This window comes from Pseudomonas arcuscaelestis (assembly GCF_016881005.1).
Taxonomy (GTDB): Bacteria; Pseudomonadota; Gammaproteobacteria; order Pseudomonadales; family Pseudomonadaceae; genus Aquipseudomonas; species Aquipseudomonas arcuscaelestis.
The window spans coordinates 306,354-320,389 of the sequence record NZ_JACOPV010000005.1; the positions used below are offsets into that span (position 1 = coordinate 306,354).

Annotated in this window: 11 protein-coding genes; 7 read left to right on the forward strand and 4 right to left on the reverse strand. The window is 60.5% G+C overall.

The window, feature by feature from the left end:
- Nucleotides 1-4: 4 nt before the first annotated feature.
- The 4 genes from H8F21_RS09880 to H8F21_RS09895 all read right to left on the reverse strand — a co-directional run bounded on the left by H8F21_RS09880 (nucleotide 5) and on the right by H8F21_RS09895 (nucleotide 3,956).
- On the reverse strand, nucleotides 5-1,048 hold the full coding sequence (locus tag H8F21_RS09880; protein ID WP_203584286.1) for a hypothetical protein: 1,044 nt from the start codon (nucleotides 1,046-1,048) through the stop codon (nucleotides 5-7).
- A 108-nt stretch (nucleotides 1,049-1,156) separates the two neighbouring features.
- Entirely contained in the window at nucleotides 1,157-1,855 is a 699-nt protein-coding gene (locus tag H8F21_RS09885) for a GntR family transcriptional regulator (protein WP_203476649.1), read from the reverse strand.
- A gap of 16 nt (nucleotides 1,856-1,871) precedes the next feature.
- Complete coding sequence (locus H8F21_RS09890) at nucleotides 1,872-2,576, reverse strand: FadR/GntR family transcriptional regulator (RefSeq protein WP_203476647.1); 705 nt, start codon at nucleotides 2,574-2,576, stop codon at nucleotides 1,872-1,874.
- A gap of 69 nt (nucleotides 2,577-2,645) precedes the next feature.
- A complete protein-coding gene (locus H8F21_RS09895; protein WP_203543151.1) occupies nucleotides 2,646-3,956 on the reverse strand; it encodes a C4-dicarboxylate transporter DctA in 1,311 nt (436 codons plus the stop codon).
- 464 nt (nucleotides 3,957-4,420) lie between these two features.
- On the opposite strand from H8F21_RS09895, the gene H8F21_RS09900 reads away from it, so the two are divergent.
- The 7 genes from H8F21_RS09900 (at nucleotide 4,421) to H8F21_RS09930 (ending at nucleotide 14,027) form a co-directional block, all read left to right on the forward strand.
- Nucleotides 4,421-6,121, forward strand: coding sequence for a putative bifunctional diguanylate cyclase/phosphodiesterase (locus tag H8F21_RS09900; RefSeq protein ID WP_203584287.1), 1,701 nt, complete (start codon nucleotides 4,421-4,423; stop codon nucleotides 6,119-6,121).
- Between the two features lie 112 nt (nucleotides 6,122-6,233).
- Entirely contained in the window at nucleotides 6,234-6,323 is a 90-nt protein-coding gene (gene kdpF / locus H8F21_RS09905) for a K(+)-transporting ATPase subunit F (protein ID WP_203476644.1), read from the forward strand.
- 8 nt (nucleotides 6,324-6,331) lie between these two features.
- On the forward strand, nucleotides 6,332-8,026 hold the full coding sequence (gene kdpA, locus H8F21_RS09910) for a potassium-transporting ATPase subunit KdpA (RefSeq protein ID WP_203476643.1): 1,695 nt from the start codon (nucleotides 6,332-6,334) through the stop codon (nucleotides 8,024-8,026).
- Nucleotides 8,027-8,036: 10 nt separating this feature from the next.
- Nucleotides 8,037-10,091 carry a potassium-transporting ATPase subunit KdpB gene (gene kdpB / locus H8F21_RS09915; RefSeq protein ID WP_203584288.1) on the forward strand — a complete coding sequence of 685 codons (2,055 nt, stop codon included), beginning with the start codon at nucleotides 8,037-8,039 and terminating at the stop codon, nucleotides 10,089-10,091.
- Nucleotides 10,092-10,107: 16 nt separating this feature from the next.
- Entirely contained in the window at nucleotides 10,108-10,668 is a 561-nt protein-coding gene (gene kdpC, locus H8F21_RS09920; protein ID WP_203476641.1) for a potassium-transporting ATPase subunit KdpC, read from the forward strand.
- Between the two features lie 9 nt (nucleotides 10,669-10,677).
- Nucleotides 10,678-13,338, forward strand: coding sequence for a DUF4118 domain-containing protein (locus H8F21_RS09925; RefSeq protein ID WP_203584289.1), 2,661 nt, complete (start codon nucleotides 10,678-10,680; stop codon nucleotides 13,336-13,338).
- Entirely contained in the window at nucleotides 13,335-14,027 is a 693-nt protein-coding gene (locus tag H8F21_RS09930) for a response regulator (protein WP_203476637.1), read from the forward strand. The genes H8F21_RS09925 and H8F21_RS09930 overlap by 4 nt, the downstream gene beginning before the upstream one ends.
- Nucleotides 14,028-14,036 lie beyond the last annotated feature (9 nt).

Below are 14,036 nucleotides of genomic sequence, written 5' to 3' on the forward strand. Positions count from 1 at the left end.
CCGGTTACGGTGCCGGCAGCACAATGCGTAGCGAACCGCTTTCGGGTTCAATGCCCATTCGCCGGGTGCCAAGCAAGCCTTCCTCGATTTCGCCGGACAAGTAATACACCCCGGCCATGGCGCCAGTCTTGCGGTTGTCCATCAGCTCTCGCCATTCCTCATTGAGCGCAACATTGAGGATCACCCGCAGCTGTTCGATCATGGCGGGCTGTTCCTGGTTGTGGGTTATTACGCCATAGCCCGCCGCGGCCACTGAGATCAGTGAGCCAGCAACGCGGCCAACCGCAGTTGCCACGGCGCTGGCGATACCTCGCGGCGCCAGGGTTGCGCCAAGTTTTTCACTGGCCTGTTGGGCCACCGAGGAGAGGCCGACATCGGAGCGTTGGGTGCCGGCGCGCACTGTGCTGTGCATATGCCCGACCAAAGCGGCGTAAGCGGGTTGCTCGGTAAGCGGTTTGCTGAAAAGCAACTGATAGAGCGAGGCATTGCGCGCGGCTGGCGGTCCCAGGTTAATGGCCTGGATCCGCGTCAGGCGCAGATTGAATTGCTGCGCCGGTGCGCGATAACGCTGGGCAATTTGCTGCAGTTGCTGGCCCAGTAGCTGGATATACAGTTCCATGGCGCGATCACGAATCCCTTCGGGGTCAATTTCCTTGGCCACCTGGTCGAGCACCTGGCGGTGATACTGCTCTTGCAGGTAAAGCGCCAGGCGCTTCTCTGGCGGGTCTTTACCATCGCCACTGTTCATTTTGTACCAAGCGACTTTCATGGTCAGCCACTGCTGGGTCCAGTAACCGGTGAACCAGGGAATGAACTCGCTTTCGGTGAACTGCTGCACGCGATCCTTCCATACGCGCATGGAGCGTCGGGCATAGTCATTGACTGAACTGGTACTGGCCAGGGAGGCCTCAATGATTTCCCGGTCAATCTGCTCCCAGGTGGCAGGGCTCAGTTGCACCGGGGGAGGTTCGACGGGCTTTTGTCGCGAGGCGCAACCGCTTAGTGCAAGCAGAATCACCAACAGAACGAGAAGGGCACGGGGGGTCACAAGCGCTACCCCCTTGCGACAGAATTATCTCTCAATATTTTCAGTATAGGCAGTCGCTGAGGTGCTGGCGCGAGCCTCAGCCGGGGATAGACGAACAGCGTCCGCGTTTCAGTCGCCAGCCACAGTCTGCAGGTCGAGTTTGGCTTCGATATGGTCCAGGTGCTGGTGCATGAGGGCCAGGGCAGCACTGGCGTCACCCTGTTCGAGGGCATCGATGATGGCCGCATGTTCCTGCCAGGCGCAGTGACTGCAGGGACGCGTTTCGTATTGGGCGATGATCAATGAAGTCTGTGGTACCAAACCATTGAGAAAGCGCGTCAGGGGAGCATTGTTGGCGATTTCCGCCAATTTCAGGTGGAATTCACCGCCCAGGCGAATGGCCGTGCAGCGCTGGCCTTGCTCATGGTGCTGGCGTTCACGGGCGACCAGTTCGCGCAATTGGCGGATCTTGGCCGGTCGCGAGCGTTGTGCAGCCAGGGTGATCAACGTGGTTTCGGCCAGGCGTCGGGCGCTGAGGATTTGTCGCGCCTGTTGCGGGTCAGGCGCGGCCAGACGGGCGGTGTGGCTGGGGCGCTGGACGATTACCTGTTGATCGCACAAGCGGCCCAACACCCGGCGAATCACCGTGCGACTGACGCCGAACGCTTCACCCAGTGCCTGTTCGGGCAAGGCACTGCCCGGTGCCAGGCGCTGTTCAAGAATCGCATCGAACAGGCGCGGATAGATCTGCTCGGCTGACAGGCGCACTTCGCCGTGGGCAAGCAGGACAGGCAGGGCGGTCACGGACGCTTGGGCGCTGGTGTTCATCAATGCTCTCCTGGGGTCAGTTGACCGGATGTTCGTCCGGGATATTCAATTCGATACCCATGCGCCGACCTTCCTGGAGTATGTGGTGGCGCATTTGCGCGCTGGCCTGAGCGCTGTTCTTGTTGCGAATGGCGCGTACCACTGCTTCGTTTTCCTCCAGGCGCGCCGCCAGGTGCTCGGGAGAGTTGCGCAACACCGCAGCACTTTGCTTGAGGGCATTACTGGTTTGTTGCACCACACTCTGGAAAATCGGGTTGGCAGTGAGGGTGAACAGCTCTTCATGGAAGGCGATGTAGGCATTGACCCCGGCTTCGCTGTCTTGCGCCTCGAGGGCTTCGCGCATGTCCATCAGGGTCAGGCGTAGCTGGCCAATTTCCTTGCTGCTCACAGACTGGGCCACCAAGCCGACGATGAACGGCTCCAGGGTATAGCGCAGTTGCAGAACATCCTCGAGGCTGGCTTCTGCCACCGCGGACTGCGGCGCGGCACTTTCGGCCATCTCGGCGTCCAGCACCAACACACCTTTACCAGGCATCGAACGCACCAGGCCGAGGGTCTCCAGGACGGTTACCGCTTCACGCAGGCTGGGACGACTGATGCCCAATTGTTCGGCTAACTCGCGCTGGCCCGGGAGCATGTCGCCGGAGCGCCATTGACCACGGGCCAGGGCTTGGCGAAGTTTTTCCACTACCGAATTCACTACTGTCGATGAAGTAATCACTGTTCACTCCATGAGAACACTTGCATGGTTTGCTCCTGTGGCCGGCACCCTTGGTGCCGGCCACTTCACTCAGAACTCTTGTTGGTGGGCGTGGGGTGTCTTGCGTTGGGCAAAACCAAAACCCTGTTTACCGGCCAGCACGTTATTGGCCCGCTCCATGTCGATATCACCTTCCCAACGGCCGATGGCTACGGTAGCCACGCAGTTGCCGATCAGGTTGGTCAGCGCCCGGCCGATCCCCATGAACCAGTCAACGGCCAGCACCAGCACCAGACCCACCACCGGAATCGCAGGAATGGCGGTTAGCGTTGCCGCCAGAATCACCAGCGCCGAGCCCGGAATACCGTGGGCACCTTTGGAGGTGATCAGCGATACCAGCAAAATGGTCAGCAGGTCGGTCATTGCCAGCGGCGTGCCGGTAGCGTTGGCAATAAAGACAATAGCCAACGTCAGGTAGATCGAGAAGCCATCAAGGTTGAAGGAGTAACCGGTCGGTATCACCAGGCCGACAGTGGAATTGCCAATCCCCAGATGCTCCAGCTTGCGCATGATTTGCGGCAGTACGGCGTCCGAGGACGCGGTGCCCAGGACAATGGTCAACTCTTCGCGCAGGTACTTGATGAATGGCAGGATACGCAGGCCCGACAGGCGCATCACGGCTCCCAGGATCAGCAGCACAAAACCTGTGCAGGTCAGGTAGAACAAAGCGACCAGTCCACCCAGGTGCTGCAGCGATTCCAGGCCATATTTGCTGGTGGTGAACGCGATGGCGCCGAACACGCCGATCGGCGCCAGGCGCACGATCATGCCCATGATGCGAAAGATCACATGGCTCAGCTCGTTGATCAGTCGCGAGATGCCCGAGGCGGCTTCACCTACCAGGTTCAAGGCGCTGCCGAACAGTACCGAGAACAGCAGCACTTGCAGGATGTTGTTGTCTGCGAATGCACCGATCACCGACGTCGGGATCAGGTCCATGAGAAACGCCGCGGTGCCGTGGATGTGCTGGCCGCGATCAGCCAGGTTGCCAGCCTCAGCAGTGGAGAGTTGATCGAGGTGGATGTTGGCGCCACTGCCGATCCCGGAGGTAAAGGCAAACACCAGGCCGATGACCAGGGCAATGGTGGTGAGGATCTCGAAATAGATGACCGATTTAAGCCCGATGCGGCCAACCTTCTTCAGGTCGCCTGCACCGGAAATACCGCTGACTACAACGCAGAACACGATCAGTCCAATGAGCATTTTTATCAGCTTGATAAAGCCGTCGCCCAAGGGTTTCAACTGTAGGGACACTTCGGGAAAGCTGAGGCCACAGGCGACGCCAAGCACCAGGCCGAGCACTACTTGGAGGAAGATCGAACGCGAGCACCATTTGAGCATGGGAGGGATCTCTGATCGGTGTCCTTGCTTCGATGCCTGGAAGGGGCGAAAGAGCGGAGGACTTAATTATTGTGGTCTTACCGGTATGTCCAGTGCGCGGTCAGTGTATGCGCGGGTTTTCGGGGTTTGCAAGAGGTCTTTAGATGAAAGGTAGCAACAACTGGTCAGACCGGTTCGCGTGCTTCAGCGGGCAGGACGTCAGCGCTTATTAGGCCTAAATACCGGCGCGTGCTATCTATTTGACTGTTCGGTCAGTAAATTTTTGTTGAAAATCAATTGGTTGTTTAAATCCATAAGCATTTGGTCGCAGCTGATTTCGTCACATTTGCTCATGAAATGTGATGTAATTCGTGTGGTTATTACCAACCGTCTACGTTAACCACCCGGCGTGGACGGCTGCTTCGAACTAAAGAATCAGTGCTGGTCGAGCGCTGCAATCGCTTACCCACTGGTACGAGATTTTCATGGACGATAATTACCGCACGGCTGTTGATGCAGCCGCGATTTTTTCCGAAACCGACTTGAGTGGCAGGATCACTTACGTCAACGAGCAGTTCTGCAGTATTTCGGGCTACAGTCGCGATGAACTGCTGGGGGCCAATCACCGCATCCTCAACTCCGGCCTGCACGACCCGGCTTTTTTCGAGGGTATGTGGACTGCGCTGGTGGCTGGCAGGATGTGGAAGGGCGAAATCTGCAACCGCGCCAAGGATGGTTCGCTGTACTGGGTCGACAGCACCATGGTGCCGCTGATCGATCCTGCCAGTGGCCGAGTGCGCAAGTACGTGTCAATCCGCTTCGACGTTACCGAGAAACGCCAGTTACTGCATACGCTGCAGTGGCGGGTGGGGCATGACGTGCTGACCGGGCTGCCCAATCGTGCATACCTTTCAGACTTGCTGAATCAGGCGCTGGAGTTCTCCCGAAGCAAGGACATCGCCCTGGCCGTGTGCATGCTCGATCTGGATGGGTTCAAGGCGGTTAATGACGGCTACGGCCATGCCTGCGGCGACTTGTTGTTGGTTGAGGTAGCCAATCGCTTGAAGGGGATCTTGCGCGGTGGCGACGAAGTAGCGCGCCTTTCCGGTGACGAGTTCGTGTTGATCTTGCGCGATGTGCAAGACCCCGGGCAATTGCACCTGGCCTTGCAGCGGGTCCTCAAGGCGGTTGCAGCGCCGTACTCGATCAAGGATCGCGAGGTGAGTGTCAGCGCCAGCATCGGCGTGACGCTGTTTCCTCTCGACAACGAAGATGCCGACACCCTGGTACGGCATGCCGACCAGGCGCTTTATGTTGCCAAGCAGAGTAGCCGTAACCGCTACCACTTGTTCGATGTGTCGCTGGATCGTGAAGTCAAGGCCACCCACCAGACGGTGGCGCGCGTGCGCCAGGCCTTGATCAAGGGCGAGTTGTGCTTGCATTACCAACCCAAGGTCAACATGCGCAGCGGCAAGGTTCTCGGTTTCGAGGCGTTGCTACGCTGGCAGCATCCGATCAAGGGTTTGGTCGCACCGGCCGATTTTTTGCCACTGGTGGAGCAGACGGACCTGATTGTCGACATCGGCGAATGGGTAATCACCCAGGCCATGGCGCAAATGCAGCGCTGGCAGCAGGCCGGGCACGTTTGGCCGGTGAGCATCAACATCGCGGCGCGGCACGTTCAGCGCAGTGATTTTGTCGAGCGCCTGACAATATTGCTGGCGCGTCACCCCGCAGTAGCGCCGCAGATGCTCGATCTGGAAATTGTCGAATCGGTGGCGATCGAGAATATTCAGAGTGTGAGCCAGTGTCTTGAGGCCTGTCAGCGACTGGGTGTGCAGTTCTCCCTGGATGATTTCGGTACCGGCTATTCGTCCCTGAGTTATCTCAAGCGCCTGCCGACACGTACCATCAAGATTGATAAATCCTTTGTTCGCGACATCCTCAACGACCATGACGATCTTGCGCTGACGCGGGCAGTGATTGGTCTGGCCAGGGCGTTTGGACGCGAGGTGGTCGCCGAGGGTCTGGAGACCATCGAGCACGGGCAACTGTTGATGGGCCTCGGCTGTGATGTCGCCCAAGGCTATGGCATTGCCCGGCCAATGCCGGCAGACGCCGTTATCGACTGGGCTGCGGGCTACGTGCAGCCGCCACAGTGGTTGGCATTGGCGGGACACGGGTAGCGTTCTTTACGCATTCTTTATGATCTGGCCAGGGCTCTGGTCTCGCACCTTTACAGCAGCTCTACCGAGAATGACCGTCAGCGGCGAAGTGCCGTAAGGACGGAGAGTTTCGATGAGCATTCTGGATGGGGTGGCCCTGCTGTTGGCAGTGGCGTTGATGATCTACCTGATGGTCGCGCTGCTGCGCGCCGAACGGGGATAGGAGCCGCCATGCACAGTTACGATTATGCGTTGCTGCTGGCGTTCTTCGCGCTGGTGCTGGTACCGGCGCCTTGGCTCGGGCGTTTTTACTACAAGGTGATGGAAGGTCAGCGTACCTGGCTGTCCCCGGTGCTGGGACCGCTGGAGCGCGGATGCTACCGGTTGGCCGGGGTCGACACGCAAGTCGAGCAGAGCTGGAAGCAGTACACCCTGGCCTTGCTTGCATTTAACCTGGCCGGTTTTGGCGTGGTTTTTTCGGTGTTGCTGTTCCAGGACTACCTGCCGCTCAACCCGCAGCACTTGCCAGGCCAGGAATGGTCACTGGCGTTCAATACCGCTGTGAGCTTTGTCACCAACACCAACTGGCAGGCGTACAGTGGTGAAGCGTCGGTCAGCTACCTGAGCCAGATGATGGGGCTGACGGTGCAGAACTTTGTCAGTGCTGCCACAGGGTTGGCCGTGCTGGTCGCATTGTGCCGTGGTATTGCCCGCCGTTCAGCGCTGACATTGGGCAATTTCTGGGTCGACATGACCCGTGCCACGCTCTATGGCTTGCTGCCGTTGTGCCTGCTGTTGGCTTTGCTGCTGGTTTGGCAGGGTGTGCCACAGACGTTCGGTCACTATATCCAGGTCCTGACACTGCAAGGCGCTGATCAAACAATTCCGCTCGGTCCTGCGGCCAGTCAAATTGCAATCAAGCAGTTGGGTACCAATGGCGGTGGATTCTTCGGCGTCAACTCCGCGCACCCCTTCGAGAACCCAACGGCCTGGAGCAACTTGTTCGAGATGGCCTCGATCATCCTGATTCCCGCGGCACTGGTGTTCACATTCGGTCATTACGTCAAGGATCTGCGTCAGAGCCGGGCAATCATTGCCTGCATGTTGGCATTGTTTCTGATTGGTGGCGGTACTGCACTGTGGTCGGAGTACCAGGCCAATCCGAGCTTGAACAACCCGCAGGTAGAGCAGACAGCACCGCTCGAGGGCAAGGAAAGCCGCTTTGCTACCACCGCCAGTGTGCTCTGGACAGTGACCACAACCGCTGCCTCCAACGGCTCGGTGAACAACATGCACGACAGTCTCAACCCGGTCAGCGGCATGGTCGCGCTGGTTAACATGATGGTCGGCGAAGTGATCTTCGGTGGCGTCGGTGCCGGGCTCTACGGCATGTTGCTCAATGTGCTGATCGCGGTGTTCCTGGCAGGCTTGATGATTGGTCGCACACCGGAGTACCTGGGCAAAAAGCTTCAGGCCCGGGAAGTGCAACTGCTGGTGGCAACCTTGTTGGTGATGCCGGTCGGTGTGTTGGTGCTGGGAGCCGTGGCGGCGAGCTTGCCTGGTCCTGCCGGCGCGATCAGCAATCCTGGTGCGCATGGCTTCAGCCAGTTGCTTTACGCCTACACCTCGGCCAGTGCCAACAACGGTTCAGCATTCGCCGGCTTCGGTGCCAACACCACCTTCCACAACCTGATGTTGGGCCTGGGCATGCTAATTGGCCGCTTCGGCTACATCCTACCGGTGCTGGCGCTGGCGGGCAGCCTGGCGATGAAGAAAGCCGCTCCGCTGGGCGAGAACAGCTTTCCTACGCATGGCCCGTTGTTCGCCACGTTGCTGGTGGTAACCATCTTGTTGGTGGGTGGCCTGACATTCCTGCCGGCCCTGGCCCTTGGCCCTGTCACCGAACACCTGAGCCTGGGTTTCTGAGGAGCGAATCATGAATATGCCCATTCCTGAAGTGAACGCCGCTCCGGCCGCCATGGCACGCACTACCTTTGCGGCACTGTGGCGCCCGGCGCTGGTACAGGCTTTCGTCAAGCTGGACCCACGTCAGCTCAAGCGTTCCCCCGTCATGCTGGTGGTGGAGTTGACTGCGATATTCACCACCTTTCTGTGCCTGGTTCCCGACAGCCAGGTGCCGGTGGCGGTGGCGGTGCAAATCGCCGTGTGGCTGTGGTTCACCGTGTTGTTTGCCAATTTTGCCGAAGCCCTGGCTGAAGGGCGTGGCAAAGCTCGCGCCGACAGTCTCAAGGCCGGCAGCCAAGGCCTCAATGCCAGGCGGCGCAATGCCTCGGGCAGTTTCGAGGTGGCGCCGGCGAGCAGCCTGCGCAAGGACGATGTGGTCAAGGTGCTGGCAGGGGAGATGATTCCCGGCGACGGTGAAGTGCTCGAAGGCATTGCCGCGGTGAACGAAGCGGCGATCACGGGTGAGTCGGCGCCAGTGATTCGCGAGTCTGGTGGTGATCGTTCGGCGGTAACCGGCAACACGCGCCTGGTTTCCGACTGGCTGCTGATCCGCATCACCAGCAATCCCGGCGAGTCGACCCTGGACCGCATGATCGCCCTGGTCGAAGGCGCCAGGCGCCAGAAGACGCCCAACGAAATTGCCCTGGATATCCTGCTGATCGGTTTGAGCATGATTTTCCTGGTCGTGGTGGTCACGCTGCAACCCTTCGCCCACTTTGCCGGCGGCAGTATCCCCCTGGTGTTTCTGGTGGCGCTGTTGGTCACCTTGATCCCCACCACCATCGGTGGCCTATTGTCGGCCATTGGTATCGCCGGCATGGATCGCTTGGTGCGTCTCAATGTTATCGCCCGTTCTGGCCGCGCCGTGGAAGCGGCCGGAGACGTACATGTGCTGATGCTCGACAAGACCGGCACCATCACCTTCGGCAATCGTCGTTGCAGTGCCTTGCACGCCGCTCCCGGTGTGACTTCCAGGGAGTTGGGCGAGGGCGCCTTGCTGGCGTCGCTGGCGGACGATACCGCCGAGGGCAAGTCGATCGTCGAGTTCCTGCGCCAGGCGCATGATTTTGCCGAGCCATGTGCGAATCAACTGGCGCCAGTGGCGTTCAGCGCTGAAACCCGGCTGTCGGGTGTGGATTATCAGCAGCGACGGTTTCGCAAGGGCGCAGTCGATTCGGTGCTGGCGTTCGTTGGTATGCAACGTCTGGAAATGCCCGCGTCCTTGTCGCGTGAAGTGGACAAGATCGCCCAGAGTGGTGGTACCCCGTTGCTGGTATGTGTCGACAAGCACCTGCTGGGCGCGATTCACCTCAAGGATGTGGTCAAGCCGGGAATTCGCGAACGTTTTGCCGAACTGCGCAAACTGGGCATTCGTACCGTGATGGTTACCGGGGACAACCCGCTGACGGCGGCTGCAATTGCTGCCGAGGCAGGTGTCGATGACGTCCTGGCCGAAGCCACGCCCGAGAAAAAGCTGGCGCGCATTCGCCAGGAGCAGAACGACGGGCGTCTGGTTGCCATGTGTGGTGACGGCGCCAATGACGCTCCGGCGCTTGCCCAGGCCGATGTCGGCATGGCCATGAACGACGGCACCCAGGCGGCCCGCGAAGCCGCCAACATGGTTGATCTGGACAGCGATCCGACCAAGTTGCTGGACGTGGTTCAGGTCGGCAAAGAGTTGTTGGTGACCCGTGGTGCCTTGACGACCTTTTCGATTGCCAACGACGTGGCCAAGTACTTCGCCATTCTGCCGGCACTGTTTGCGGCGATCTATCCGCAATTGGGTGTGCTCAACCTCATGCAACTGAGCAGCCCGCAAAGTGCGATCGTTTCGGCGATTGTCTTCAACGCTTTGATCATTGTTGTACTGATTCCGCTGGCCTTGCGTGGGGTACGGGTGCAAGCGGCCAGTGCTGCACACCTGCTGCGCCGCAACCTGCTGATCTATGGGTTGGGTGGCTTGGTCGTGCCGTTTGCCGGGATCAAGTTGATCGACATGCTGCTCACTACTGTGAATCTGGTCTGATACCAGGGAGACGACCATGACAACTTACGTACGTCCGGCCTTGAGCCTGATTCTGCTGATGACCCTGATCACCGGGGTGGTGTATCCACTGGTGGTCACTGGGGTGGCACAGGTGGCTTTTCCCGAGCAGGCCAATGGCAGCCTGCTGCGCGATGACCAGGGTAACGTGCGCGGCTCGCTGTTGATTGCCCAGGCGTTCAAGGGCGATGGCTGGTTCCACTCGCGGCCTTCTGCTGGCGACTATGCAACGGTCGCCAGTGGCGCCAGCAACCTGGCACCGAGCAATCCGGCACTGGCTGAGCGCATCAATGAACGTGCTGCGCAGCTTTATGTAGCGGCGCAGGGTGCGGTGCCGCTGGATCTGCTGACTACCTCCGGCAGCGGCCTGGACCCGCACTTGTCGCCCGCCGCCATCGCTTATCAACTGCCACGGGTAGCAGCGGCGCGCCAACTCAGTGTCGAGGCCTTGCAAGCGTTGGCCGAGCAGTCCACCCTGCAGCCATTGATCGGACCACCGGTGGTCAATGTACTGGCTCTGAACGCCAGCCTCGAACGGCTGGCCCCGACGTCAAAGTAAGGATAGGCAGTGAGCGATAGCAACTCCGAACGCGCTGATGCGTTGTTGGCCGGGCTGCCGCGCGAAGGGCGCGGCAGGCTCAAGGTGTTCCTCGGTGCCGCGCCGGGAGTAGGCAAGACCTACGCCATGCTCCAGGCTGCCCATGCCCAGGTACGCCAAGGTGTGCAGGTGCTGGTGGGGGTGGTCGAGACCCATGGCCGCGCTGAAACCGAATCCTTGCTTGCCGGGTTGGCGCAGCAGCCCTTGCTGCGTTCTGAATACCGCGCAGTGCAACTGGAAGAGATGGACCTCGATGGCCTGCTCAAGGCTTCGCCGCAACTGGCGTTGGTCGACGAGTTGGCCCACAGCAATGCGCCCGGCAGCCGTCATGCCAAGCGCTGGCAGGATGTGCAGGAGCTGTTGGCTGCGGGCATCGACGTCTATACCACGGTCAACGTCCAGCACCTGGAAAGTCTCAACGACCAAGTGCGCGGTATTACCGGCGTGCAGGTCCGTGAAACCCTGCCGGACTGGGTGTTGCAGGAAGCCTTTGAACTGGTCCTGATCGATCTGCCGCCACGCGAATTGCTCGAGCGTTTGCGCGAGGGCAAGGTGTACGTGCCCGAACAGGCGAGGGCGGCAATCGATGCGTTCTTCAGTCAGACCAACCTCACAGCGTTGCGTGAGTTGGCGATGCAGACCGCGGCGGCACAGGTGGATGCCGACCTTGCCCACGGCTATCGCCAGCTCGGCCAGGATGCGCCTTCCTTGCGTGGTCGCTTGCTGGTCGGGGTCGATGGCGATGTCCAGGCCGAGCGCCTGGTGCGCCATGCCTGCCGGGTGGCCCAGCGCCGCCACTTGCCCTGGAGCATGGTGCATGTCGACAATGGCAAGTTGCGCGACGAAGCCGCTCGCCAGCGTTTGCAGGCAGCCCAGCAATTGGCGGAGCGTCTGGGCGGTGAAGTGGTGCTGCTGCGTGCGGGTGAAGTGGCCAGAACATTGATCGAGCATGCGCTTGAGCGGCGCGCCAACCTGGTATTGGTCGGCCAGTCCCGTGATCGCCTGCGGCGGCGCTTGTTCGGCGCCGGTGTGGCCACCCGCTTGCTGCGCGAGGCCCATGGCCTGGAGATCAACGTACTCGACCGTGACGACCGGCCTGAGCCGCAAAGTGCGGCGGTGAAGAAGGTCTGGGTCTGGCGTCATTACTTGTTGGCGCTGGTCGCCACCTTGCTGGCAGCGGGCCTCGCCTGGGGCGTGTCCACGGTGTTGGCATTGCCCAATATCTCCTTGGTGTTTCTTGCCGCGGTGCTGCTGGTGGCCGTTCGCAGCAGCCTGGGCCCAGCCTTGGCCTGTGCGGTCATGTCGTTCCTGACCTATGACTTTCTGTTCATCCCGCCTAACTTCTCCTTCAGCATCCAGCGTGAAGAGGATGTTCTGACGTCGCTGTTTTTCCTGTTGATGGCAGCACTCACCGGTAACCTGGCCGCACGTCAGCGCCGGCAATTGCAGGCGCTGCGTGAAACCCAGGAGCAGACCAACCAACTGCTCGACCTGACGCGCAAACTGACCGCCGCCACTGACCGTCAGGCCGTGTTCAACGCCGCCGGGCAACACCTCGACGGCTGGAACGATTTGCAGGTTTGCCTGCTTGAACGGGATGTCGAAGGACGCCTGCAGGTTGCCACGGCTAGCAACGTGCAGTTCAACGATAACGAGCGTGCTGCCGCCGATTGGGCCTGGCAGCATGATCAGGCCGCAGGCCTTGGCAGCGATACCTTGCCCAATGGGCGTTGGTGGTGGTGGCCGCTTTCTGTCGAAGAGCAGCCGCTGGCGCTGATCGGTGTGCGTCCGCGTCAGGGTCAGAGCCTTACCCCGCAACGCCGGCGCCTGCTCAAGGCGCTCAGTCAGCCACTGGCCCAGGCCCTGGCCCGTGCACGCCTGGCTGAACAGCTTGAAGCCGCGCGCCTGCACGGTGAAACAGAGCAATTGCGCAGCGCATTGCTGGCCTCGGTTTCCCACGACCTGCGCACGCCGCTCACCGCCATGCGCGGTAGCATCGACAGCCTGCTGGCCCTGGGCGACGCGATCCCTGCGGGCGACCGCCAGGAGCTGCTTGAAGGCACGCGCAACGAAGCCGAGCGCCTGGACCGTTACATCCAGAATCTGCTGGACATGACACGCCTGGGGCATGGCGGATTGAAACTGGCCCGTGACTGGGTGGCGGCAACCGACATTGTCGGCAGTGCCCTCAACCGCTTGCGAGTGCTATTGACTCCGCTACAGGTTTCCACCGAGGTGCCGGACGGCTTGCCGTTGCTGTTTGTCCATGCGGCCCTGATCGAGCAGGCGCTGGTCAATGTGCTGGAGAACGCGGCGCGTTTCTCGCCCACCAATGGGCGCTTGCAGTTGCGCGTATCGGCTGACGATGAACAGTTGAGTTTTGCCGTCAGTGACGAAGGGCCTGGTATTGCGCCGGCGGATCGCGAGAAAATTTTCGACATGTTCTATACCGCCGCACGTGGGGATCGGGGCGGTCAAGGCACGGGCCTTGGCCTGGCGATTTGCCAGGGCATGATCGGTGCGCATGGCGGGCGAATTCTGGTGGGCGAGGGCATCGATGGTCACGGCACCTGCATCACACTATGCTTGCCGCTCCCCGCTCAGCCCGAGCCTGAAAGCGAAGCCCTATGAGCCAGATAGCGACCCTTCTGGTCATCGACGATGAACCACAGATTCGCAAGTTCCTGCGTATCAGCCTGAATTCTCAGGGCTATAAAGTGCTGGAGGCCGCAACTGGCGCCGAAGGTCTGGCTCAGGCGGCGTTAACCCGGCCTGATCTGGTGGTGCTGGATCTGGGCTTGCCCGACATGGATGGCCAGCAGGTGCTGCGTGAATTGCGTGAATGGAGTGCGGTGCCTGTCCTGGTGTTGTCGGTACGTGCCAGTGAGGTGCAGAAAGTCGAGGCACTGGATAACGGCGCCAACGACTACGTGACCAAACCGTTTGGCATCCAGGAGTTCCTGGCCCGGGTGCGTGCGTTGCTGCGCCAGGCGCCGCAGGCCACCGCCAGCGATGTGGCACCGAGCTTCGGTCCGCTGACGGTGGACCTGGCTTTTCGCAAGGTGACCCTGGATGGGGTTGAAGTGGCCCTGACCCGCAAGGAATACGCATTGCTGGCACAGTTGGCTACGCACCCTGGGCGGGTGATCACCCAACAGCAACTGCTCAAGGATATCTGGGGGCCTACCCATGTAGACGACAGTCACTACCTGCGCATTGTCGTAGCGCATGTGCGGCAAAAGCTGGGTGATGATCCGACTGCGCCGCGCTTTATCATCACCGAGCCGGGCGTGGGGTATCGCTTGGTGGGACCTGAGTGAGCGAGATGG

What these genes read in the sequence shown, in the direction of transcription:
- kdpB (WP_203584288.1), top strand. Translation starts at nt 8,037, where the DNA reads ATGAATATGCCCATTCCTGAAGTGAACGCCGCTCCGGCCGCCATGGCA.
- H8F21_RS09930 (WP_203476637.1), top strand. Translation starts at nt 13,335, where the DNA reads ATGAGCCAGATAGCGACCCTTCTGGTCATCGACGATGAACCACAGATT.
- kdpC (WP_203476641.1), top strand. Translation starts at nt 10,108, where the DNA reads ATGACAACTTACGTACGTCCGGCCTTGAGCCTGATTCTGCTGATGACC.
- kdpF (WP_203476644.1), top strand. Translation starts at nt 6,234, where the DNA reads ATGAGCATTCTGGATGGGGTGGCCCTGCTGTTGGCAGTGGCGTTGATG.
- kdpA (WP_203476643.1), top strand. Translation starts at nt 6,332, where the DNA reads ATGCACAGTTACGATTATGCGTTGCTGCTGGCGTTCTTCGCGCTGGTG.
- H8F21_RS09895 (WP_203543151.1), bottom strand. Translation starts at nt 3,956, where the DNA reads ATGCTCAAATGGTGCTCGCGTTCGATCTTCCTCCAAGTAGTGCTCGGC.
- H8F21_RS09900 (WP_203584287.1), top strand. Translation starts at nt 4,421, where the DNA reads ATGGACGATAATTACCGCACGGCTGTTGATGCAGCCGCGATTTTTTCC.
- H8F21_RS09885 (WP_203476649.1), bottom strand. Translation starts at nt 1,855, where the DNA reads ATGAACACCAGCGCCCAAGCGTCCGTGACCGCCCTGCCTGTCCTGCTT.